Below are 22522 nucleotides of genomic sequence, written 5' to 3'. Positions count from 1 at the left end.
GGAATGGAGATTATTATGAAGAAACGGAAACTGAAATGGCTGATTCCCTGCGCTGCAGCGCTTTTTACCATAGGTGCCTCCATGACATCCTTTGCAGCACAAGGTTGGGCCGAAGAAAACGGCAGCTGGGTGTACTATGATAACAATGGTGACATAACTACAGAAACCTGGAAAAAATCAGGAGATAACTGGTTTTACTTAGATTCTGACGGTCAGCTTGCCACCAGCCAGGTAATCGAATCGGATGACAATTATTACTACGTGAACTCCGTAGGTGCCATGGTTACCGACGAATGGAGAGAAGTTCCATCTGACAGTGACGAAGAAGACGCGGCAGATACCAACTGGTATTATTTTGGCAGCAACGGTAAGGCTTATAAAGCATCTTCTACCGGTAAAACCACTTTTAAATCAGTGAAAATTGCAAATGGGGAAACTCGCTCCTACGCATTTGATACAGAAGGCAAAATGCTGTATGGCTGGCTTGATGATGCATCAACCCGTATTACAGGCGATGATGCATGGAAAGAAGGAATCTATTACTGCGGCGCATCCTCAGACGGAGCCCGTGCAGACGGCTGGAAATCCATAGAAGTTGAAGACGAACCTGAGAAAGATGATAATTTTAATGGTTCCTACTGGTTCTACTTTGGCTCAAACGGTAAGAAGACCACTGATACAACAAAAACCATCAACGGCAAAAAATACCGTTTTAATGAATACGGTGCTGCAGAATATGACTGGTATGAGGTAACTCCTGCTTCCGCTTCCACCGCAAGCTCAGCAAACCAGTATTATAATCTTCCTGAAGAATGCTGGCAGGCAAAGGGCTGGTTTAAAGCAGTTCCCAGCGAGGAACTTGACGCAGAAGCATATGATGATGACACCCAGTACTGGTTCTACGCAAATACTGACGGCAATCTTGTAAAGAGCCAGATCAAATCCATTGACGGCATCAAATATGCTTTTAATGAAAAAGGCGAAATGCTTCATGGACTTTATAAGCTTACATTAACTGGCAGTACGATTGAATCATATGATGAAATCGAGACAGAAAACGAGCTTCCGGCAGTAGATGACACCGGTTTGGTTTACTACTTTGGAAATTCACCAAAGGAAGGCGCTATGGCCACAGGTAAAACCACCATTGAGTTGGACGGAGAAACCTATACCTTTAACTTCCGCAAATCCGGAAGCAACAAGGGTGCAGGATACAACGGCATCACTGATGACAGCATTTACATCCAGGGACGTCTCTTAAAGGCTGATAAAGATGAGAAATACAAAGTAGTTGAATTCAACGGCAAAGAATATTTAATCAGCACATCCGGTAAGCTTGCAAAGAGCAAAACAAATGTAAAAGACGGCGATGAGAAATACTATATCACAAACAGTGACGGTACCATCAAAGAGTCCGGCTACGATAAATTAAAATAATAACTGAAGTAAATAACAAAGGCGGCTGCAAAGATTGGATTCCCATCCTGCAGCCGCTTTCGTTATTTGTTATTTATTATTTATTATTTATACACCGATAGATCTTTTCTGCCGTAACCGGAAGCTCCCTGACTCTTGCCCCCACCGCATTGGCAATGGCATCTGCAATGGCTGGAGAAGGAGTATTAATAACAATTTCTCCAATGGATTTTGCGCCAAAAGGACCGGTAGGTTCATAACTGCTTTCAAACTCCACCCGGATCGTGCCTACGTCCAGTCTGGAAGGCAGCTTATACTGCATAAATGAGTTCTGCTGCATCTGGCCTTTTTCCGTATAGGTAATATCCTCATAAAGAGCCATGCCGATTCCCTGGGCAAGTCCCCCTTCCGTCTGGATTCTGGCCAGATTCGGATTGATGGTTGTCCCACAGTCCACAACTGCCACATAATCAATCAGCTCTGCCTCACCGGTTTCCTGATCTACCTCTACTTCTGCCATTCCTACCATAAATGGGGGCGGAGATACCGGAGAAGTATGGGAAGCACCCGCCGAGAGCATTTTTTCATTGAAGCACATAACCTTGTTTCCAATATCCTTTAAAGATAGTTCCAGTCCGCTTTCTGGCTGCCACACCCTGGTTCCGTCAAACTCCAGGGACTTTTTTTCACAGGATAAGTACTCCGCCCCTTTATCCAGAATTTTATCTCGCATCTCACCGCAGGCCTTAACAACTGCCATACCGGTTAAATACATGGTGCTGGAGGCATAGGATCCGGAATCGTAAGGGGATACATCCGTATCCGTTCCATGAACTACTATCTGATCCAGATCACATTCCAGACAATCTGCCGCAACCTGGGCCAGGGTGGTATCGCATCCTGTTCCCATATCAGAGGCCCCGATCATAAGAGTATAAAACCCGTCATCATTGAGACGCAGCTCCACAGAAGCTACATCCACTCCTGATATGGCAGAGCCCTGCATTGCCATGGCAACTCCCACTCCCCGGACCTTTCCATTTCCCATATCGATTCTCGGATATTTTTTATCCCAGTCCATCATTTTCTTAGCATGGGCCATACAGCGGTCAAGGGCACAGCTTTTTAAAGTTTCCCCATAGTAAGCAGGCATCACATCTCCTTCTCTCACCATGTTTAACTCTCTGATCTTCACTTTATCCATCCCTATTTTTTCCGCAAGCTCATTGATGGCGGATTCCACTGCAAAGATCCCCTGAGTGGCTCCGTATCCCCGGTAAGCGCCGGCTGACATACAGTTGGTATAAACCACATCATAAGCGAACCGGAATGCTCTGGGCGTTCTGTAAAGAGGTATGGACTTATGTCCCGACAATCCAACTGTTGTTGGCCCGTGTTCTCCATATGCTCCTGTATTAGATAATGTATAAACATCAATTGCCTGAAGAATTCCGTTCTTATCCGCCCCAACCCGGACCCGTACCTCCATCTCATGCCGGGGAGAGGAGGCGATCTGGGATTCGTATCTGCTGTAGATGATCTTGGCCGCTCTTCCGGTTTTCATGGTAACGATTGCGGGATAAACTTCTGCTACTACCGTCTGTTTGGCCCCGAATCCGCCTCCGATTCTGGGTTTTATGACCCGGATCCTTGATTTTGGAATATCCAGCGCATGAGCAAGGATTCTTCTCACGTGAAAGGTAACCTGGGTGGATGCCACCATATTCAGCCTTCCGTAAGCATCCAGATAGGAATAGGCACGGAAGGTTTCCATCATGGCCTGCTGATTGGCTTTTGTATGGTATACCTGTTCCACAACGTAATCACACTGATTTAATAACCCATCCACATCTCCATGCTCTTCTCCTCCGGAAGCACATAAATTACGGCGGTTATCCGCGCCTACCGGGCAAAGACTTTCCCAGTTATCCTCCGGATGAATGAGTACTGTATGATCCTTTGCCTTTTTAAAATCAAGAACCGGCTCCAGAACTTCGTAATCCACTTTAATCAGTCGGAGAGCGTGGTCTACCGCTTCTTCTGTTTCTCCTGCAACGATTGCAGCAGCATCTCCCACAAATCTCATTCGGTTATCCAGAATCAGCCTGTCATAGGGACTTGGTTCCGGATAAGTCTGACCAGCCATGGTAAACCGTTTTCCAGGTACATCCCGGTACGTAAGAATACAGGCAATTCCATCCACATTTTCAGCTTTTTCTGTATCAATCTGCCGGATTAAGGCATGGGCATGAGGACTTCTTAAAACCTTTACGATCAGGCAGTCACCTGGTGCCAGATCATCTGTAAAAACAGGTTTTCCAGTCACCAATGCTTTCGAATCCTTCTTTTTGACAGAAGTATTTACGGTGCGCATCTTAACATTCATTCCTGTTTACTCCTCTGCTTAAGTATTTTTTTACAGCACGCAGCTGACCCATATATCCGCTGCAGCGGCAAAGATTGCCTGCCAGATATTCTTTGACCTTCACTTCCTCAAAAGAATCCAGCTCTTTTTCCATGGCAAGAACATTCATAATCAGACCAGGGCTGCAAAAACCGCACTGCTCTGCTCCTTCCGCAGCCAGGTAAGAACCGAATTCCTCCGCCTCTTTTTGCACTCCTTCCAGAGTCACCACCTCACAGCCGTCTGCCCTGGCCGCAAGATAAGAACAGGAAAGCCTTGAAACTCCATTGACAAGGACTGTACACAGCCCGCAGTTTTCCGTTTCACAGCCGCATTTTACACTGTAACATCCTTTCCTGCGCAGCAGGTGAAACAGAGTTTCATCCTCTTTGGTCTCCTCATAAATGAGTCTCCCGTTTAATGTAAATTCAATCTGCATTTACTCTTCCTCCCGGTCCAGTGCCATAAAAAGCCGTTTGATATAAACTTCTGCCAGATGCTTCCTGTATTCCCCGCTGCCTCTCATGTTTGTACCGTAACAAAACCGGTCCGCTGCCAGCACAGCCAGTTCCTTTAAATCTTCTGCTTCTTTACGGTTTATAACAGCCAGCTCCGCCCGTGCTGGTCTGGCTCCCACTGACACGTAAAAAGTCTCATCTTTTACCGACACACAGCATGCAATGAGAGGAAAATCCGTTTTCGTCATTCGGGAAGCGGAATAAAATGCCCTTCTTCCATCCTTTTTGATCCGGATTCTAACTAGAATGTCCCGATTGAATTTCTGCCTGCAAAACTCCTCAAGGGGGATTAGTCCTCCCTTATAAAGCTCAACGTAAGTATCCAGTGCAAGCATACAGGTCAGAATGTCGGAAAAGCCGAACCTTCCGAAAATGCTGCCTCCAGCTGTTGCTCCGTTTCGAAACTGGACTCCTACGATAGAACGGGTGCATTCCTTAAATAAGCCTTTAAAATACCGGTCAAGCCCTTTATGGACTTCCAGCTGGCGCAGAGTGCACATGGCTCCAATGATAAACTCATCCTCAGTTTCCTCAATCCCATCAAGTCCAAGACCTGACAAATCCACGAGAGTCATCTTCACCCGGTTCTGAACCTTCAGCCACATCATTCCCGCACCGATTACACTGCTTTTTTTCTGGTTCAGACCATAAGCTTCTTCCAGACTTTCTGCCTTAACGTAATTCTTAAATCTGATCACTAAAATTTTCCTCCCTAATAGAACTGGATCTATCAGTAAACAACGTGCACATTAATAAGTTATGCTTATATTCGACAATATATTTATTAAAAACCTCAAAAAGTATATCATACTCTTCCCTGTTTTGACAATATTATTTTCCTGAATCAACAACTTGTACCGCCCCTCATCAAGTGTTAAGATGGAAAAAAAGCAGAAAGGATAATTTACGATGCAGGCATATTTATTTGTTCACTTTAAAGAGAAGACAGATCCGGATGGCGAGGCCGTTTATTTTTCAATCAGCGAAGATGGGTTTCACTGGAAGGAGGTGAATGGAGGCAGTCCCATTCTTACCAGTACCATAGGAGAGCGGGGAGTACGGGATTTTACAATATGCCGTACAAAAGAAGGGATTTATTACATACTTGCCACAGACTTAAGCCTTGCAAGAAATTTTAAGACAAAATATGAAGGCAGCTGGGATAATGTCAGCAGATACGGCAGCAGGAACCTGGTTCTCTGGCAATCCCCTGATTTGATTCACTGGTCCGCGCCCCGCCTGATTTCTCTGGGAGACGAACCCTTTGGCTGTGTATGGGCTCCTGATATCATCTTTGATGAAGAAGCGGGTGATTATCTCATTCACTGGTCCTCTTCCCACCCCTCCAACAATTACGGACACAAAAAAATTTATTACAGCCGGACCAGAGATTTCATACATTTTACCAGTCCAAACGTATTATACGAAAAGGAAGACAGTGATATCATTGACTCTGCTCTATATAAGGATAATAACAATTTTTATCTTTTTGTGAAAAGCAATCCCAATCCTGCTGCCATATTACTGCTTCAGTCAGAGGGGATTACCGGTCCATTTTCCATCATCCCGGAATTCAGTGAAGAAATGAAAAAACTGGAACAGGGGCAATACGAAGCCCCTACTGCATTCCGGACTGAGGATGGACGCTGGTGCCTGTTTCTGGATTATTATGGTACGAAGATAAAAGAAAAGCAGGGATACGTTCCATTTATAGCCGACACAATATCCTCCGGAAACTTTATCCGGTCAGATAAGTCCTTTTCTTTTCCTTACGGATTCAAACACGGGACAGTTTTGACAATCAACCAGGAGGAATATGACAGACTGAAATGCGCTGTTTTTATTTAAGAAAAATTTGGCATAATAAATCATCAAAAAACGCTTACAATAATAGATGCAACAACCACTAAAGGAGGGTTAATCTATGTTAGTAAACGGTAAAAACGAATGTATCCAATGTACTATTGACAATTGTGCCTATCATGCCAAAAGCTCTGACTACTGCACACTGGAAAGAATTAAAGTAGGTACTCATGAAGAGAATCCTACAAAAAAAGAGTGCACAGACTGCGAATCCTTTAAAAACCAGGCATAAGCCAGTTCTAATTTCCTCCTGACATGCAGAAAAAAATCATTTCTTTCTGCATATGAATAAAGCTGCTGCACCCTGAGTGCAGCAGCTTTCTATATGATCAGCTGTTATAAATCGGATATTTATCACAGATTTTTGTTACTTCGCCTCTGATGTAACCGGCCTTATTTTCAAAATCAGTTGCCGCAAGCCAGATACATTCCGCAACCTTTTCCATATCTTCTTCCTTCAACCCTCTTGAGGTAACTGCAGGCGTACCTACGCGGACACCGGAAGTAACAAAAGGGCTTCTTGGATCATTGGGTACCGCATTCTTATTCAGGGTAATAAATACCTCGTCACAGCGGTTCTGAAGTTCTTTTCCCGTAACCTCCATACCTCTTAAGTCAATCAGCATCAGATGATTGTCCGTGCCGCCTGTGAGAATATGAAATCCCTGCTTTACCAGTGCTGCAGCAAGAGCCTTGGCATTCTTAACCACCTGCTCCTGATATGTCTTAAACTCAGGCTTTAAAGCTTCACCAAAACATACTGCTTTTCCAGCAATTACATGCTCCAGAGGACCGCCCTGGGTTCCCGGGAAAATTGCTTTATTAAAGTTAAACTTATCAGCTGCCTCCTGGTTAGCCAGAATCATTCCGCCTCTTGGTCCTCTTAACGTTTTATGGGTAGTGGTTGTAACCACATCTGCATAAGGAATGGGACTCTCGTGAAGTCCTGCTGCAACCAGACCTGCAATGTGAGCCATGTCCACCATTAAATAAGCTCCCGCTTTATCTGCAACTTCTCTGAACCTCTTAAAGTCAATGGCTCTGCCATATGCACTTGCTCCTGCCACGATCAGCTTTGGTTTATGCTCCATAGCGAGGCGCTCCATCTCATCATAGTCAAGGAATCCATCATCATTAACTCCGTAAGGAACGATATTAAAATACAGACCGGAAAAGTTTACCGGGCTTCCATGGGTTAAATGGCCGCCATGATTTAAGTTCATTCCCATCACTGTATCGCCGGGATTTAACATGGCAAGAAATACCGCCATATTGGCCTGGGCTCCTGAATGAGGCTGAACATTGGCATAATCACAGCCGAACAGTTTTTTCGCGCGTTCGATGGCGATGCTTTCCACAACATCCACCTCTTCGCAGCCACCGTAATAACGCTTTCCAGGGTAACCTTCTGCATATTTATTTGTAAGCACAGTTCCCATCGCCATCATAACCGGTTCTGAAACAATGTTTTCGGATGCGATTAATTCCAGATTTCTTCTCTGCCGTGCGCACTCCTTTTCAATGGCTTCTCCTACTTCTTTGTCAAAGCCGGTGATAAACTTCATTACTTCATTTACCATGTCCATTCCCTCACTTTTCCTTTTGAATCGTTACTCTTTAGCATTTTGGTAGATTATATAGCAAACTTCCTTATCATGTCAAGGCTTTCTCATCCTCTGCGTGCTGTGCCAACAGCTTTTCATAAAGATCCTGGTCAAAAGGATAGGAGATTTTCTTCTCCAGCCAGGAAGACAGATACGCTCCATTTGCCATCATAAGTGTACAGATTCCGTCTTCACCCGGAGCCATAAGCGCTTCTCCAGACCGCAGATGATCTGAAAAATTCTGAAAAATCATGGAGTATTCCTGTCCTTCATGATTTTTTGCTGCAAGCGGCCTTCGGATATATTCCAGTTTTCCGAACGGATCTTTATTTGTCCTGTCAAATTCCTCTGTGGTAACTGCATTTTCATCAAAAATCAGTTCTGTTCCGTCTGAAATGGTCAGCCGTCCTTTCGATCCCCATACTTCAAGGCGGTTTGTTCCAGGATTTTCTCCAGTAGAACTGATTAAGGTACCCCGAAATCCATTTTTATAGAAAAACTGAAGATCAAAACTGTCATCTACTGCAATGGGATTATATTTTCCATAATCAATGGACGCATAAACCTCATCAGGCATTCCAAAGAGCCACTGCCAGATATCCAGATAATGCTGGCACTGGTTAATTAAAAGACCACCGTGTTCCCCGCTCCAGGTGCTTCTCCACGCAGCGCTGCTATGATAGACAGAAGTTCTATACCAGGTATTGCAGACCCACACAGCCCTGGTTATTTTTCCCAGCCCTCCGCCTTTTAAAAACTCTCCGGCAGAAAGGAAACCGCCTTTCATGCGGGTATTAAATATCATCCCAAGGCGAATGCCTGACTTCTTTGCTTCCGTCACCAGTACCTGCGCTTCTTTTGCCGAAATTCCCAAAGGCTTGTCCATAAGAATATGCTTTCCTGCCTGCACAGCCATCATTCCGATGGGAACGTGGGTATCATGTGGAGTTACTATCACCGCTGCATCAAATCCATCCCCGGATGCAAACACTGCATCTGCATCGTCATAGATCTTTACATCCGGATACAGATTCTTAATTTCCTCCTGCCCATTTGCATTCCGACAGCAGATTCCTGCCAGAACCATCCCGTTTACTTCTCCCGCTGCCAGCATCCGGGCATATTTTTTTCCCATTCCTCCATAGCCGATTATAACTGCTCTGACTGTGTTCATGCCATTCTCCTTGTTGTCTGCTCTAGCTTAAGATCCGGTAATTTTTTATTATAATCTGCAGGGATTTGCTGCCATTGTATTCATTCACCGCGGGATAATACACCACATCAAGCTGGCGGCTGTCTCCCAGTTCCTCCACAAACGAGTCACCATCTTCAAACAAAAGCCCATCCATAGGAGTCCCAGCCTTTGTAGCCAGTGAAAATTTAACCACATTGCGGTTTTTACCAAGAACACGGACACTGCGGATAGACAAATCCTTCTGAGCAAAAAGAGGCTTTTCATTCCCCTGTCCATATGGCTCCAGCAAATCCAGTTCCTCAATCAGAGGCTCACTTATGTATTCAAGAGGCATCGGTACATCAATCCATACCTTTTTTACGAAATCTTCTTCTGTAAGATCCGCGTGTTCATTTAATGCCTTTCGGAATTCATTCACATTCTCCTTTCGAAGAGAAAGCCCTGCTGCCATTGGGTGGCCTCCGAATTTTAATAAAAGTTCTTTAACCTCCATCAAAGCATCAAACATGTGATAGGACTCAATGGAACGCCCGGAGCCCTTAACATGCTCCTCACCATCTGTCAGGACGAATGCAGGTTTTTGAAACCGTTCTCTTAATCTGCCTGCTATAATTCCGGCAAGCGACTCATGGCAGCCCGGCAGATATACCACCAAAACCTTATCCTGGGAAAAATGCTCTTCTACCAGCTTTACAGCCTCATCTGTTCCCGCTTTTGTCATATCCTTGCGCTGATCATTGAGATCCTTTAATTCAACAGCCATTCGGTCTGCTTCTTCCTCTTCCTGACATAAAAGCAGAGAGAGTGCCAGCTTGGCAGTCACCAGACGACCGCCTGCATTGAGACACGGGCCGATTACAAACCCAATCTGATATGCAGTAATGTGATCCTTATCCAGGTTATTCTTTTCTATCAGCTTTAAAAGCCCCAGACTTTTTGTATTTCCAATACGTTTTAAGCCTTCTTTTACAATAATGCGGTTCTCATCCTGAAGCTTCATCACATCGCCGACTGTTGCTATGGCAGCAAATTCCACCATATCCAGCCATTTCTCTTTCGAAATACCAAAAGCCTCATACAAAGCCTGTACCAGCTTAAAAGCTACCATACCGCCGCAAATCTCGGGAAATGGATACATACAGGCATCCTGCTTGGGATTTACAATAGCATCTCCAGGAGGCAGAACTTCTTTCCCCTCCTCTTTTCTGATGTCATGATGATCCGTCACAATCACTGTCATTCCCAGATCTTTGGCAAGCTTTATCTGTTCAACTGCGGCAATTCCATTATCGCAGGTTACAATCGTGTCAATCCCGTCATCATAAGCCGCCCTGATTATGGATTCATTAATCCCATACCCATCCTTAATCCTGTCAGGAATTTCATAATCCACCACTGCACCAGTTTCCTTAAATGCCTGATACAATAGATAGGTAGAGCAGACTCCGTCAATATCATAATCTCCCACTATTCTGATTGGTTTTAACTGTTTTATCTTCTCTTTTAAAATCAGTACAGCGAGATCCATGTCTTTTAGCAGACAGGGGCTGTATAAATCATCCAGTCCACCTCTTAAGTACTTTTCCACTGCTTCCGGTCCTAATACTTCCCGGTTTCTTATAATTCTTGCTGTTACAGGCGATATATGATGAAGCTCTGCCATTTCATTAAAATCAGCTCGTTTGGTCTGAAGCATCCATATTTCTGCCGCCATTTTTTTTGATCTCCTTCACTACACACTCTTCTGCTGTCTTTCCTTTTGATACTTTCATCTCTTTTAATTTCCTGATCCTTGTAATTTCCCGAACTCCTTTCTTGCCACCGCCTTCGTTTTCCTGCATCCCTTCTTTTCGCTTTTTAGATGCAGACAGTCGGCTCATCAGGCTTGTAATGGAATAAAGAATGGGTGCAAAATCCCCCCGGTATGCCTTTTCACAAGTGGATTTAACATCAAAATTCTCACTTCCTATCTCCTGAAACAAAAATTTTTCATCATCGATGATATGTTTCAGCCGGTCTATCAGCTGATTGACTGAATTAGTGAGAATTCCGATCTCATCCCTGGAACGATAGGTTAAATATACGTCAAGATCTCCGTCTGCCACTCTCCTGGTCCCTTCAACAAGATCCTTTACCGGCTTGTCAATTGCTATTATAATGTAGATCACAAGGAGGGAAATTAAAAATCCCACAACACCCACACTGATGACTTTCATCTTCGCCAGACGCATGTATAAATGATCGCCTTCAATGCTGGCTGCCTCTGACCCTTTTCTGTTATAATCCACGACCTTTAAAAATCCGTTGCTTGCTTCATCAAACAGCTGTCTGGATTCTCCCATAATAATATGAAATGCCTCTTCGGAGTCGTTTTCCCGGCTGACCGAAAGAAGGCGGTCACTGCACTCCAGATAATTATTCCAATTGTCTTTCGCCTGTGCCATCAGCTGACGGTCCGACTCATCGGCAATATAAAGCTCGTACCGGGAAAATGACTGGTCTATTTCAGTTCTGATTGCCTCCATCTCCTGCTCCAGCCTGGTTTTGTCCGCCCCGCTTGTAGTAACCACATGGTTATATTCCTTAATACGGTAATCCGCCGTCCTGGTATTTAACTCTTCCGCAATGATGATGGCAGGCACCCATGACTGTGAAATCACCGTACTGGCCTCATTGATCTTACTTGCCGTTATAACAGATTCCGTACCAATAAATAAAAGTCCCAGGATACTGATCGCTCCCAGTAAAAGCAGCTTTGTTTTAATTTTAATATTTCTGATAGATGTCACTTTCATATTCCCTTAATCTCTTCCTCCTGGACCGGTAATCCGGTATTTCTTTTTCAACAATTGACCAGAATGCTTTCGAATGATTCATAAAAAACCGGTGAGCCAGTTCATGTACCACAACGTAATCTGCCAGATCTTCCGGCAGCAGCACAAGTCTCCAGTTAAAATTTAAATTGCCCTTTCCGCTGCAGCTCCCCCACCTGGTTGCCTGGTCCCGGATGGCAATCCTTCCGTAATCTGTATTCATGATCCGTGACCAGACAGCCGTTTTTTCCTCCAGATACTGCCTGGCCCGCTGCCTGTACCAGCTCTTAATAACTATTCTGACCGCATTCTCCCCTTCCCTTAAATCCTCAGGATTTATGGAACCAGTGAGCGTTAAGTCAGCTGGTGATTCCTTTATCAGAATTTTCTTTCTCTTAAAATCAGGTAAAATACGAAGTGTACGCTTTTCCCCAAAAAGCAGCAGAACACTCCCGTCTGTCCAGGAAAGCTGCTGCCGGGCCGCCTGGATCTTCACCTTCCGTACTGCCTCATACACCCAGCTGCTGTTTTTTAATACCAGCTCATGTCCGAAACGGTAAGGTGCAGACAAAGGAAGCCTTACTATGACTTCACCAGTTTTTGAAATCTGCAGAGCCATGGTTTTCCGGTTGGACTTCACAATCCGGTAACTGCAGAAATTTCCATCTTCAAAGGGCAGAATTCCAGTACTCCTTCTATCTTCAGTATGCTCCACTTTCATTATGCTCCACTTCCATATATGCAATTCCAATCTTTTTCTTCATTTGCGATGAAACCCGTACCCCTAATTATATCGAAAAACAGAAAAGGAAACAATAGATTTTTTATTCCGAGCGTTCCGAAATCTCCTTCAGTCTCCCGAAATCAGAAATAAAGTACCCATTCTCTTTCTTCATAATTCCTTCATCACAGAACTTTTTCATGACAAACAGCACATGACGGTAGCTGACATTCATATATTCTGAGACATCCGTATGGGAAATCCCATACACCCCCTCCTTGTGATGGGTAAGTATAAAAGAGGCAAGTCTTTTTTCCAGAGAATAATTCAAATATTCACTGAGCCGGAAACTTCTGGCCATCAGCTTGCCGGAGATATAGGATGCAAAATAAAAGGACACTCCGGCATCCTTTTTACACATATCCCTGATCTGACCTAAATCAAACTCCAGGCAGTAAATATCATCCACCACTCTGTTTTCTTTTGTAAAGTCCTCATTGCAGAAAATAGAAAGCTCCCCCAGCCAGTCCTCTCTTCCCGCAAAATCAAGAATGGAACGGCGGCCGTTTTCATGGTCAATATATATTTTCACCGTACCCTGGCGGATAAAATAGCATCGGGATATGGACTCCCCTACCTTAAATATATTGCTGCCTTTCAGAAAATGTCTCTCCTGCCCCATTTTTAATAAGCTGCCGGGTATCTCACTAGTTATAAATTGTTTCATTATTAATTCCTCTGATATGATATTTCTCATAGTAGGTGATCCAGAATCTATGGTATCATATTACAGAGGTGAAAACAATGACGAAGAAGAACTCAAAATTAATTGCTTATTCCATTTTATCCTTTGTATTCTTTGGATTTGGAATATCGCTGCAGTTAAAAGCAGCTATCGGCCAGAGTATCCTAAATGCACTGGCAGTTACACTTTCCTTCCTGATTCCGTGGAAGGTGGGTACCATATTAAACATGATCAATACATTTTTCTTTATCAGCTATTTACTTTTAAGGCATACCCGATTAAACTATAAGGACATCATTCAGATTATAGCTGTCATGGCAAATGGAATTATTATTAACTTTTTTCTCTACCAGGTTTTGTCCGGTTTTACAGCTGAAAGCTATCTGTTTCAATTATTGCTTTATATTACAGGTCTGATCATAGCTAACTTAAGCCTTGGCGCAGTCCTGGCAATTGGAATTATCCGTTTTCCGCTGGAGAGCCTCTGTCTGACCATCACGGAACTTTTTCACAGGAAATTTACAGCTGTACGCATGAGCTTTGACGTGATATTTCTGGCTGTTACGATTGCCCTTACCTTATGGGCGCGTACCCCTTTGCAGATCCGGGAAGGAACCGTAATCAGCGTTTTACTCCTTTCCCCGCTGTTAGGAATCTGCTATGACTTTTTTAAGAAACACTGGAATATGGAGGACTGAATATATGTACCAAACATACTTAATCGATATTGATAACACCATTCTGGATTTTGATGCTGCAGAAGAGCGGAGCTTTCAGAATGTAATAGAATCCTATTGCCTGCCTTTTGAACGCAGCATGCTGGATGAATATAAAAAGATAAATAATAACCTCTGGAATCTTCTGGAACAGGAGAAAATCAGCAGAGAAGAAGTATTTCACACCCGATTCTCCTTATACTTTCAAACCCTGAAAAAAGAGGTCGACGGAATAGAGGCAGAATCCCGCTACCGAAGCTTTCTTGGCAACAGTCCGGAGCTGATCCCCCATGCAGAAGATACACTGCTGCAACTAAAAAGCATGGGGAAAAAGCTTTACACCGCTTCCAACGGAGTCTACTCCACCCAGATCACGCGACTGAAGCAGGCTGGAATCTACGACCTGTTTGACGGCATGTTTATCTCCGAAAAGGTGGGAAATGAGAAACCATCTTACCATTTTTTCAGACACTGTTTTGACCATATTCCTGATTTTCGTCAGGAAGAAACCATCATGGTAGGAGACAGTTTGAGTTCCGATATCCAGGGCGCCGTGAACGCCGGTATCGATTCCTGTCTCTTCATCCGGACAGATTCCTCTGTGGAATCCGCTGCAACTCACACCATCCATGATCTGACGCAGCTTTTAAGCCTGTAGCTTTTTACAGGCAGAATCTTCCCTCAAGTGCCAGGAACTGATCCAGTACCAGCCGGCTTACCCTGGCTCCGAACACAGTAGCCGGATGAGCCGGATAATACATGGCATCAGAGAATTCCTTATGGAACATAACAATCACATAGGGTCCATATGGAGTAAATACGATGCCTCCGTCATTGCGGCAGGCGTCCATGCTCCCGCTTTTTGAAGCGACTGTAATCAGTATTTCATCCGTATTGTCACTGTCCATATAGACCGGAGGAAAATCCTTTGTGATCATGCTGTTGTAATGCTGCTTTTTTAATATTTCAATCATCGCTGCATCGGCCTGGGGACTGACCAGTTCTCCCTTTACCAGCCTTGTAAAAACACTGCCGTAATCTTTTGGCGTACTGGTTCCCAGTCTCCGGTACTGGTCAAAGTGAATGGGATTGTAAAGAACTGTATCTTTGCACCCCAGCTTCTCTATGCAGCGGTTAATGGTATCCAGCCCAAGATAATCAATAATCATATTAGTGGCAATGTTATCACTGACTATAATCATAAAAACAGCCGCATCCTTAATCCGCAGAACAGCCCCTGGTTCAAGAGATACCAGAACACCGCTCCCATCCACCACATGCTCTTTCTTATATTCTACAAAGTCCTCCAGGCTTTTGTTTCCTTTTTCCACTTCATCAAACAGACTGGCCAGAATAAAGGTTTTTATGGTACTGGCAGTCTCATATTTCTCTTCCTGCCCCAGAGCAAATTCATTCCCATGAAAATCATTTAAATAAATTCCCATCTTCCCGTCATAGCTCATAATTTCAGCCTGTATTCTTTTTTCTAATGTAAATCTGGAATCCATGTCATCCTCCATTTCATTCTCTTAGAATATACTGCCCGAAGCATACCAGCTCTTCGCCAGATCCTCCCGGTAATCTGCTGCCTCCGTATTTAAACTGTTAATAACCACTCCGCTGCTGCCAATCTTACCCGTAGAATGGATATACCTGCCATTTCCCATATACATTGCGATATGTCCGGGAAAATACATTAAGTCTCCGGGCAGCATTTCTTCCTTTGGAATTTCCAGGACCGGAAATCCCGGCTGGATCTTCGCATCCCGAAAGATAATGATCCCGCTCAGCAGATAACTCTCCGAAGTCAGCCCGGAGCAGTCAATCCCCAGTGGCGTTCTTCCTCCCCACCGGTACTGCGTCCCTAAATACTGCATTGCATTCTCCACAACTGCCTGGCGGAATTCCTTTTCATCCACAATTTCTTTCTGAGGAAGCTTTCCCGTCCACAGTCCACTCTGGGAATATTCTTTCGGGCGCAGATACTGATTTCTCACAAATCCTCTCTGTCCGTCAAATAACTCCACCAGTGCCCAGCCAGGTTCCATGGATTCAAACTCCAGGACCTTTATAAGCGCTCCCCTGGGAGCACTCATGATTCTCACACCCTGTACCTTAGGCAGCGACATGAGGTCCACAAATTCCCCATCTATAACCATAAGGCCTCCCTCTTCCCAGTTAACCAATGCAGAAAGACCGGTCAGTTCCACATCCTCTTTTCTTACATACCCCGGATAATGATAGGCTGTCACAACCGGGTAAAACCCCTGTTCTTCCTCCCCTCTGATCCGGAGTCCCATTCCATATATCCCTTCATCTGCAATAGAAGAAACTATTTTCTTTTCCCTGTTTTCTTTTGTTTCCTCGGGCCGGTCCCATATGGTAATTACCGGTTTTATAATCACTGCAAACTGTTCCATCGCTGCCTCCTTTCATTGCAAAGAACCGGACATGCAAGTCAAAAGCAGCGGATATTTCCGCTGCCTTTCATCCGTTTCGTCAACACTCATATAATTTCTTATATTCTTCTGCCTCTTTTTTATTCGCCAGCACAAAATGTTCCTTTCTGATTTCCTGCCAGAAAGGCTGGTCTGTGGTATAATCATGAATAGACGGATCATAAACCATCAGTTTCTTATCCCTCTCATGCTTTGGATCCGGCATGGGAATTGCAGAGAGCAGTGCTCTGGTGTAAGGGTGAATGGCATGGGTGATCAGTTCTTCCGTCTCAGCCATCTCCACGATCTCACCTTTGCGGATCACTGCAATCCGGTCTGTAATAAACCGCATGACCGATAAATCATGAGCAATGAACAAATAGGTGATCTGACGTTCCTTCTGCATTCTGGTAAGAAGATTAAGAACCTGTGCCCGTACCGACACATCAAGCGCAGAGATTGGTTCATCTGCAATAATAAACTCAGGTTTCATAATCAGAGATCTGGCGATTCCGATCCGCTGCCTCTGGCCTCCTGAAAATTCATGGGGGAAGCGGCTGGCAAACTCCGGGAGAAGTCCCACATCAAGAAGCGCCTGGTTTACCCGTTCCTTTCTCTCCTTTTCAGAAATCCCTTTTTCAATATTCATTAACCCTTCACTGACAATATAATCCACCTTGGCTCTTTCATTCAGTGATGCCTGTGGATCCTGAAAAATCATCTGAATTTCCTGAATTACCTTCCGGTCCAGTTCTCCGGATATATCTCCGTTTATCTTTTGACCCTTATAGAGAATTTCTCCTCCTGAGGTCTTAATAATTCTCATGACAGCTCTGCCAATGGTGGTCTTTCCAGAGCCGGATTCCCCCACCAGTCCAAAGGTCTCCCCTTTATAAATCTTAAAATTAACTCCTTTAACCGCCCGATATTTCTTTTTCCGTTCGCCGAAGGTCACTTCTAAATCCTTTACTTCCAATAATACTTCCCGCTCCATCAGAACAGACCTCCCTCTCTGATTATTTTTAGTACCTGTGGCGGATCCGTCTTCGGTGCCCTTTCATCAAGCAGCCAGGTTTTCGCCTTATGGGTAGGGGAAATGCTGAAATAAGGAGGACTCTTTACAAAATCAATTTTAAGCGCCTGAGGATTTCTCGGAGCAAATGCATCTCCTTTGATTTCTGCATAAAGATTAGGCGGCGTCCCGGCTATGGAGAATAAATCTTCTCCCTTTATCCCAACCTGGGGCAAAGAAGAAAGAAGCGCCCAGGTATAAGGGTGTCTTGCATCATAAAAGATATCTTCGCTGGTTCCAATCTCTACAATATCTCCTGCATACATCACAGCAACTCTGTCTGCCGTATTGGCCACCACACCCAGATCATGGGTAATCAGTATAACTGAAAGCTTGTATTTCAGCCGCAGTACCTTAATCAGCTCCAGAATCTGAGCCTGTATGGTCACATCAAGAGCCGTTGTGGGCTCATCACATATGAGAATCTGAGGATTGCAGGCAATGGCAATGGCGATTACCACACGCTGGCGCATTCCGCCCGAAAATTCATGGGGATACTGATAAAACCGCTTCTCCGGATCCTGAATCCCCACATCGGTCAGATATTGAAGTGTCCGTTTTTTAGCCTCAGCCCTGCTTCCTTTCTGATGAAGGAGAACCGCCTCCATAATCTGTGCTCCAATGGTTTTTAGCGGATTTAAGCTGGTCATGGGATCCTGCATAATCATGGCAATTTCATGCCCCCGCAGCTTTAACCAGTCTTTTTCTTTCTTAATGCCCGTTAATTCAACTGCCGTTTTATCATCAGAGCCGTAGTAAACGGCTTTTCCACCGCTGACACTGCCGTTTTTATCCAGAAGTCCCATAAATGATTTTGTAAAAACCGATTTTCCGCTTCCCGATTCCCCTACAATCGCCAGAATCTCCCCTTTATAAAGCTCCAGGGAGATTCCCCGGATGGCATGAAGCCGTTTTCCTCTCAGTTCAAAGGTAATATCTAAATCACTTACCTCTAATATCGTCTCACGTTCCATTGGCAGCCTCCTTATATGTGATTCTTAGGATCGGCGGCATCAGAAAACGCATTGCCGATAATGTAGAATGAAATAGTTACAAATGAAAGGATAATGGTAGGATAAACCAGCTGATAGCGCATAGCCGGACTGGTAATCAGTGCTCTTCCTTCATTGATTAAATTTCCAAGACTTGGAATATTAACCGGAAGCCCCAGACCGATATAAGTAATGAACACCTCATTGCCAATGGCTGCCGGAATGGTAAGTGCCATACGAAGCATAATGACAGAAACCAGATAAGGCAGAAGATTTTTCACAATAATTCTGACCGTCGGTGTTCCAAGGCATCGGCTGGCCACATTATAATCCCTGTCTCTGATAATCAGTATCTGGTTGCGGATAAATCTTGCCATCTGAATCCACCCCGTAAGACACATGGCAAATATAAGCGTCTTCACGCTGGGCTTTAATATGTAAGAGATCAAAATCAATATAATGGTATTTGGTATGTTATCAATGATATTATAAATTTCAGTCAGAATAAAGTCCGCTTTCCTGACATATCCCCAGACCACCCCTACCGTAATGCCGATCACAGCCTCCGCCAGTGCCACTGATAAACCAATAAACAGAGAAGTCCTTGTCCCGGACCAGATCCGCGCCCATAAGTCCTGACCGATGGAATTGGTCCCGAGAATAAACTGTTTTCCAGGCGGAATATTACGAAACTGCATTCCACCTGCATCATTGATGATCAGGTTCGGATCATACTGTCCCGGAAGATAAGGCTGTACAAACGTAAATACCAATAGCAGCATCAACAGTACTAACAGAGCAAATGCCATGCGGTTTTTAAAAAAGGCATGAAGAGTACTTTTCCAGTAAGAATAATTGCTGAACCCCGTTTTCTCCGTCTCAGCCTCATTGTATCCGCCAAACGTAAACAGCTCCGCTTCTTCCATATTTTCGATAAACTCCGCTTCCTTTGTATGGCGGTAAGAAAATTGCTTCATCATCTGTCACCTGCTTTCTTTCCAAGGCTGATTCTTGGATCCAGCATAACCATCATAAGATCCCCAAGAAGCAGTCCCAGTACGCCAACACAGGCATACAAAAGAACAATTCCCTGTACCATGGCATTGTCATGCTTTTTAATTACTGTCACCAGAAGACCTCCCATTCCGGGAATGCTGTACAGAGATTCTATATAGATTGACCCGATCACCGTATTTAAAAATGCAGTGGGGATATACTGAGCCAGAGGCACAAACGCATTGCGGAAAATATGCTTAAACATAACCTTACCTTCCGACAGTCCCTTTGCCTTGGCTAACCTCACGTAATCCTTATTGCTTTCATCAATCATATACCGTCTCAGCCACATCCCATAAAATGCAATATTTCCAAGAGACATGGAAATAACCGGCAGCACCCAGTATTTGGGATCATCAATCTCAAACAGCAGCCCTACATGAAAAATTTGAGTCCCATAAAGCTGGATATAAAGAAAATAGACTGCAGCCGGCACAGCCTGGATACAAACAATAAAAAATGTCCCGATCCGGTCAAACCAACGGTACTGATACCTTGCCATCAAAGCCCCCATGGGGAGTCCCACGAGAAGAGACACAATCATAGACCAGATTCCCAGCTTAATGGACACAGGAACCTTATCAGCCAGAATATCCGATACAGGGACATTGGAGCGGTAAATCCTTGAAATTCCAAGATCTCCATGAAGCAGGCTCTGAAAAAAATGAGCAATCTGAAGCGGCAGGGGATCCGATAATCCCATCTCCTTTAATCCCACTTCGATCTGCTGAGGCGTCATTTTATCAAAGTTCTGGAAATAACCTTCAATCGGCATGAGACGGAGAAGACAGAATACAGCGGTCAGAATGATGATTAGTGTAAGAAATGAACGTGCGATTCTTTTGCTTAAGTATAGTAACATCAGTTTTCAGACTCCTTTGTTTTGTTTGTAAAAATACTCTCTGAAGATGACGTAATACAGGCCCACCTCCCCTTCAGACGGTATTTTTCCGCCGGACCAAAAGCACAGCCTGTGATCCGGCGTTTTCCCTTACCGTTTATTTCTCATTTGCATCCTGGTTAGCCTTATACTCATCCATGGAAATGAAATGATCATTTAAATGCTGACCCTTATACCGGAGATTGGATACTCCAAAAGGTGCATACTGACCTTCAAATACATCCAGCTTGTTCGCAATATACTTGCTGACGGAAATACTGTAAGGAATCACAAATGCATGACCAACCAGACTTGCCTCTGCCTTGGCAAATGCCTCATACCTTGCATTAATATCCACTTTCAAGTCTTTTGCCTGATCGACCAGAGTAAAGTATTCCAGTGCCGCATCCGCAGAAGGAGTTCCTTCTTCGATTGCCTTAGCAATATTTCCATACTTATAGCCCAGTTCATATCCGCTTTCTCCCTTTTTCTGATAAAACGGATCTGTCCAGGTCTCAGGATCTGCATAATCTGCACCCCAGTTGCATTTCATAAATGCAAATTTGCCATTTCTGCGGACTTCCGTTAAAAATCCGTCTGCAGGACCTGCTTCCACAACGATATCAATAAAATCGCTGCCAAGAAGGCTTTCCATCTGCTGTTCCACTACCTGGCATTCTTTATCCCAGTTCACTTCAGACGGATTGTAAGGCATCAGCACCTTCACGGGGAAAGTCACTCCAGATGCTTGCAGCTCCTTCTTTGCCAGATCCCTGTATTCTTTTGCCTTTGTCTCATCAAATGTCTGGGTTAAGTTCGCCATATCCCCTACCTTTGTGTAATCCTTACCTTCGGCATTAAAGGTAAAGTTTGGAGGAGTAATGGAGTTAATAACAAAATCATCCGGAGTGGCTGATTCTAAAACAGACACTTCCTTGGACTTATTAAGTGCTGAGGATAAAGCCTTACGAAAGTTTTCATTATTTACTGCCTTTTTCCAGTTCTCCGGCTCATACTGGGCATCAAACTGGGGATTAAAGTTAAAGCAGTAAAAATAGGAGTAGCTGGTTTTCGGTCTCTCCCTGCTGATTAAATTCTTTGTATCTTCACTGCTCAGCCAGTCATCCAGAATATCAGAAGAGAGCTCCGCGTAATCCACCTCGCCCCGCTTTACCATCTCAGGTCCGATTGTATTGTATTCCGCATTGTAAATTTCCTGGATTTCATCAATATAAACCAGAGCTGCATCATAATTTAAAAGATTTTTCTTCATAATATGCTTTTCCTGAGGAGAAAACTCTTCCAGATAGTAAGCACCGTTATAATACATCTTATCTGCTGCTGTTGCAAAGTCTTTTCCAAGCTCCTCCAGCTGAGGGCCATACGCCGGCATATAAACCACGTAAGCCAGGGAAGAAAGGAAATAAGGAACCTCTTTTTCAAGAGTATAGGTAAGGGTGTGTTCATCCACCGCCTTAACACCAACCTCTGAAAACTCAACCGGCTGCCATACCTTGCCATCTTTATCTGCCCCGCCGTTATAAACCAGTCCATTGTAGTAATTTTCGGCATTGGCAATGATACCGAATAAATTCTGTACATTAGAACTTTCATATTCCGGAGTCAGTTCATACTTCATTGCATCCACAAAATCCTGAGCTGTCACAGCTCCTACCTCTTTGCCTGTATTGTCAACCCATTTTGCATCTCTGAGTTTAAACGTCCAGGTAAGAGTTGCATCATCATAAGTCCACTCTGTTGCCAGGCCCGGTTTAATCTGCCCCTTGTTGTCGTATTCCACCAGAGTATCAATCACATTTGCGCCGATTTTGTAATCAACTTCTGAGGATGAAGTGAGATAATTAAGGGTTGCTGCCTCTGCACCATAAAGCTTTTTATAAACTGCCGGCTCGTTGCTTCCTTCCGTCTTTGCTCCACCCTCAGCAGTTCCCGCATTGCTCTCAGAAGTTTTTTTTGTACTGCACCCGCTGAGCACAGTTGCTGCCGCAAGAGCTGCACAGAGAATACCAGCTGCCAATCTTTTTTTCTTCATAATTTTCCTCCATTTTTTCTTATTTCTAAACCCGTC

The 22522-nt window shown here is 44.2% G+C and carries 21 protein-coding genes; 5 read left to right on the top strand and 16 right to left on the bottom strand.

The features are described from left to right. A partial coding sequence (locus DS742_RS16590) for a PspC-like choline-binding domain-containing protein (protein ID WP_341457647.1) occupies window positions 1–1437 on the top strand: 1437 nt, incomplete at its 5' end. A 76-nt stretch (window positions 1438–1513) separates the two neighbouring features. On the opposite strand, the gene DS742_RS16585 is transcribed toward DS742_RS16590, so the two are convergent. The 3 genes from DS742_RS16585 to DS742_RS16575 are packed head-to-tail and all read right to left on the bottom strand — an operon-like array spanning window position 1514 to window position 5036. After that, on the bottom strand, window positions 1514–3790 hold the full coding sequence (locus DS742_RS16585) for a xanthine dehydrogenase family protein molybdopterin-binding subunit (protein ID WP_117418101.1): 2277 nt from the start codon (window positions 3788–3790) through the stop codon (window positions 1514–1516). Between the two features lies 1 nt (window position 3791). Further along, on the bottom strand, window positions 3792–4259 hold the full coding sequence (locus DS742_RS16580; protein ID WP_117418091.1) for a (2Fe-2S)-binding protein: 468 nt from the start codon (window positions 4257–4259) through the stop codon (window positions 3792–3794). Continuing rightward, window positions 4260–5036, bottom strand: a complete 777-nt coding sequence (locus DS742_RS16575; protein WP_117418090.1) for an FAD binding domain-containing protein — start codon at window positions 5034–5036, stop codon at window positions 4260–4262. It lies immediately after the preceding gene. Window positions 5037–5247: 211 nt separating this feature from the next. Between DS742_RS16575 and DS742_RS16570 the strand changes: the two genes are divergently transcribed. Both DS742_RS16570 and DS742_RS16565 read left to right on the top strand, forming a co-directional pair. Beyond that, window positions 5248–6186, top strand: coding sequence for a glycoside hydrolase family 43 protein (locus tag DS742_RS16570; protein ID WP_117418089.1), 939 nt, complete (start codon window positions 5248–5250; stop codon window positions 6184–6186). 76 nt (window positions 6187–6262) lie between these two features. Beyond that, the gene (locus DS742_RS16565; protein ID WP_117418088.1) at window positions 6263–6433 is read left to right on the top strand and encodes a DUF1540 domain-containing protein; all 171 of its coding nucleotides are present in this window, start codon (window positions 6263–6265) and stop codon (window positions 6431–6433) included. 97 nt (window positions 6434–6530) lie between these two features. Here DS742_RS16565 and glyA read toward each other — a convergent pair whose 3' ends face one another. From glyA to DS742_RS16535, 6 genes are all read right to left on the bottom strand, one after another. Continuing rightward, the gene (gene glyA / locus DS742_RS16560; protein WP_117418100.1) at window positions 6531–7781 is read right to left on the bottom strand and encodes a serine hydroxymethyltransferase; all 1251 of its coding nucleotides are present in this window, start codon (window positions 7779–7781) and stop codon (window positions 6531–6533) included. 73 nt (window positions 7782–7854) lie between these two features. Further along, window positions 7855–8979: a Gfo/Idh/MocA family protein gene (locus tag DS742_RS16555; RefSeq protein ID WP_117418087.1), complete on the bottom strand. Its 1125-nt coding sequence runs from the start codon at window positions 8977–8979 to the stop codon at window positions 7855–7857. 22 nt (window positions 8980–9001) lie between these two features. Next, the gene (gene recJ, locus DS742_RS16550) at window positions 9002–10714 is read right to left on the bottom strand and encodes a single-stranded-DNA-specific exonuclease RecJ (protein ID WP_117418086.1); all 1713 of its coding nucleotides are present in this window, start codon (window positions 10712–10714) and stop codon (window positions 9002–9004) included. Continuing rightward, the gene (locus DS742_RS16545; protein ID WP_117418085.1) at window positions 10674–11795 is read right to left on the bottom strand and encodes an MCP four helix bundle domain-containing protein; all 1122 of its coding nucleotides are present in this window, start codon (window positions 11793–11795) and stop codon (window positions 10674–10676) included. The genes recJ and DS742_RS16545 overlap by 41 nt, the downstream gene beginning before the upstream one ends. Beyond that, on the bottom strand, window positions 11767–12534 hold the full coding sequence (locus DS742_RS16540) for a M48 family metallopeptidase (protein WP_242996534.1): 768 nt from the start codon (window positions 12532–12534) through the stop codon (window positions 11767–11769). The genes DS742_RS16545 and DS742_RS16540 overlap by 29 nt, the downstream gene beginning before the upstream one ends. Before the next feature lie 103 nt (window positions 12535–12637). Beyond that, on the bottom strand, window positions 12638–13261 hold the full coding sequence (locus tag DS742_RS16535) for a cyclic nucleotide-binding domain-containing protein (protein ID WP_117418084.1): 624 nt from the start codon (window positions 13259–13261) through the stop codon (window positions 12638–12640). Window positions 13262–13338: 77 nt separating this feature from the next. Between DS742_RS16535 and DS742_RS16530 the strand changes: the two genes are divergently transcribed. Further along, on the top strand, window positions 13339–13977 hold the full coding sequence (locus DS742_RS16530; protein ID WP_117418083.1) for a YczE/YyaS/YitT family protein: 639 nt from the start codon (window positions 13339–13341) through the stop codon (window positions 13975–13977). Between the two features lie 4 nt (window positions 13978–13981). Further along, entirely contained in the window at window positions 13982–14653 is a 672-nt protein-coding gene (locus tag DS742_RS16525) for a YjjG family noncanonical pyrimidine nucleotidase (protein WP_117418082.1), read from the top strand. Window positions 14654–14657: 4 nt separating this feature from the next. Here DS742_RS16525 and DS742_RS16520 read toward each other — a convergent pair whose 3' ends face one another. The 7 genes from DS742_RS16520 to DS742_RS16490 form a co-directional block, all read right to left on the bottom strand. Then, the gene (locus DS742_RS16520; protein WP_117418098.1) at window positions 14658–15503 is read right to left on the bottom strand and encodes a serine hydrolase; all 846 of its coding nucleotides are present in this window, start codon (window positions 15501–15503) and stop codon (window positions 14658–14660) included. Between the two features lie 21 nt (window positions 15504–15524). Next, the gene (locus DS742_RS16515; RefSeq protein WP_117418081.1) at window positions 15525–16415 is read right to left on the bottom strand and encodes a C40 family peptidase; all 891 of its coding nucleotides are present in this window, start codon (window positions 16413–16415) and stop codon (window positions 15525–15527) included. 79 nt (window positions 16416–16494) lie between these two features. Beyond that, complete coding sequence (locus DS742_RS16510) at window positions 16495–17427, bottom strand: ATP-binding cassette domain-containing protein (RefSeq protein WP_117418080.1); 933 nt, start codon at window positions 17425–17427, stop codon at window positions 16495–16497. Further along, window positions 17427–18479: an ABC transporter ATP-binding protein gene (locus tag DS742_RS16505; RefSeq protein ID WP_117418079.1), complete on the bottom strand. Its 1053-nt coding sequence runs from the start codon at window positions 18477–18479 to the stop codon at window positions 17427–17429. The genes DS742_RS16510 and DS742_RS16505 overlap by 1 nt, the downstream gene beginning before the upstream one ends. An 11-nt stretch (window positions 18480–18490) precedes the next feature. Further along, entirely contained in the window at window positions 18491–19477 is a 987-nt protein-coding gene (locus DS742_RS16500; protein WP_117418078.1) for an ABC transporter permease, read from the bottom strand. After that, window positions 19474–20415, bottom strand: a complete 942-nt coding sequence (locus DS742_RS16495; protein WP_117418077.1) for an ABC transporter permease — start codon at window positions 20413–20415, stop codon at window positions 19474–19476. Before DS742_RS16495 ends, DS742_RS16500 begins: the two co-directional genes overlap by 4 nt. Window positions 20416–20551: 136 nt before the next feature. After that, complete coding sequence (locus DS742_RS16490; protein ID WP_117418076.1) at window positions 20552–22486, bottom strand: peptide ABC transporter substrate-binding protein; 1935 nt, start codon at window positions 22484–22486, stop codon at window positions 20552–20554. Window positions 22487–22522: the final 36 nt, after the last annotated feature.

The sequence above is a fragment of the Lacrimispora amygdalina genome (assembly GCF_003432035.1).
GTDB lineage: Bacteria > Bacillota > Clostridia > Lachnospirales > Lachnospiraceae > Lacrimispora > Lacrimispora amygdalina.
This window is presented reverse-complemented; position numbering and strand designations above follow the sequence as displayed.

Excerpts from the sequence above, each read along its gene's own strand:
- DS742_RS16525 (WP_117418082.1), top strand. The coding sequence starts at position 13,982 with ATGTACCAAACATACTTAATCGATATTGATAACACCATTCTGGATTTT.
- DS742_RS16500 (WP_117418078.1), bottom strand. The coding sequence starts at position 19,477 with ATGATGAAGCAATTTTCTTACCGCCATACAAAGGAAGCGGAGTTTATC.
- DS742_RS16580 (WP_117418091.1), bottom strand. The coding sequence starts at position 4,259 with ATGCAGATTGAATTTACATTAAACGGGAGACTCATTTATGAGGAGACC.
- DS742_RS16585 (WP_117418101.1), bottom strand. The coding sequence starts at position 3,790 with ATGCGCACCGTAAATACTTCTGTCAAAAAGAAGGATTCGAAAGCATTG.
- DS742_RS16535 (WP_117418084.1), bottom strand. The coding sequence starts at position 13,261 with ATGAAACAATTTATAACTAGTGAGATACCCGGCAGCTTATTAAAAATG.
- DS742_RS16555 (WP_117418087.1), bottom strand. The coding sequence starts at position 8,979 with ATGAACACAGTCAGAGCAGTTATAATCGGCTATGGAGGAATGGGAAAA.
- DS742_RS16545 (WP_117418085.1), bottom strand. The coding sequence starts at position 11,795 with ATGAAAGTGACATCTATCAGAAATATTAAAATTAAAACAAAGCTGCTT.
- DS742_RS16505 (WP_117418079.1), bottom strand. The coding sequence starts at position 18,479 with ATGGAACGTGAGACGATATTAGAGGTAAGTGATTTAGATATTACCTTT.
- DS742_RS16570 (WP_117418089.1), top strand. The coding sequence starts at position 5,248 with ATGCAGGCATATTTATTTGTTCACTTTAAAGAGAAGACAGATCCGGAT.
- DS742_RS16540 (WP_242996534.1), bottom strand. The coding sequence starts at position 12,534 with ATGAAAGTGGAGCATACTGAAGATAGAAGGAGTACTGGAATTCTGCCC.
- DS742_RS16510 (WP_117418080.1), bottom strand. The coding sequence starts at position 17,427 with ATGGAGCGGGAAGTATTATTGGAAGTAAAGGATTTAGAAGTGACCTTC.
- DS742_RS16530 (WP_117418083.1), top strand. The coding sequence starts at position 13,339 with ATGACGAAGAAGAACTCAAAATTAATTGCTTATTCCATTTTATCCTTT.
- glyA (WP_117418100.1), bottom strand. The coding sequence starts at position 7,781 with ATGGTAAATGAAGTAATGAAGTTTATCACCGGCTTTGACAAAGAAGTA.
- DS742_RS16495 (WP_117418077.1), bottom strand. The coding sequence starts at position 20,415 with ATGTTACTATACTTAAGCAAAAGAATCGCACGTTCATTTCTTACACTA.
- DS742_RS16520 (WP_117418098.1), bottom strand. The coding sequence starts at position 15,503 with ATGGATTCCAGATTTACATTAGAAAAAAGAATACAGGCTGAAATTATG.
- DS742_RS16490 (WP_117418076.1), bottom strand. The coding sequence starts at position 22,486 with ATGAAGAAAAAAAGATTGGCAGCTGGTATTCTCTGTGCAGCTCTTGCG.
- DS742_RS16515 (WP_117418081.1), bottom strand. The coding sequence starts at position 16,415 with ATGGAACAGTTTGCAGTGATTATAAAACCGGTAATTACCATATGGGAC.
- DS742_RS16565 (WP_117418088.1), top strand. The coding sequence starts at position 6,263 with ATGTTAGTAAACGGTAAAAACGAATGTATCCAATGTACTATTGACAAT.
- recJ (WP_117418086.1), bottom strand. The coding sequence starts at position 10,714 with ATGGCGGCAGAAATATGGATGCTTCAGACCAAACGAGCTGATTTTAAT.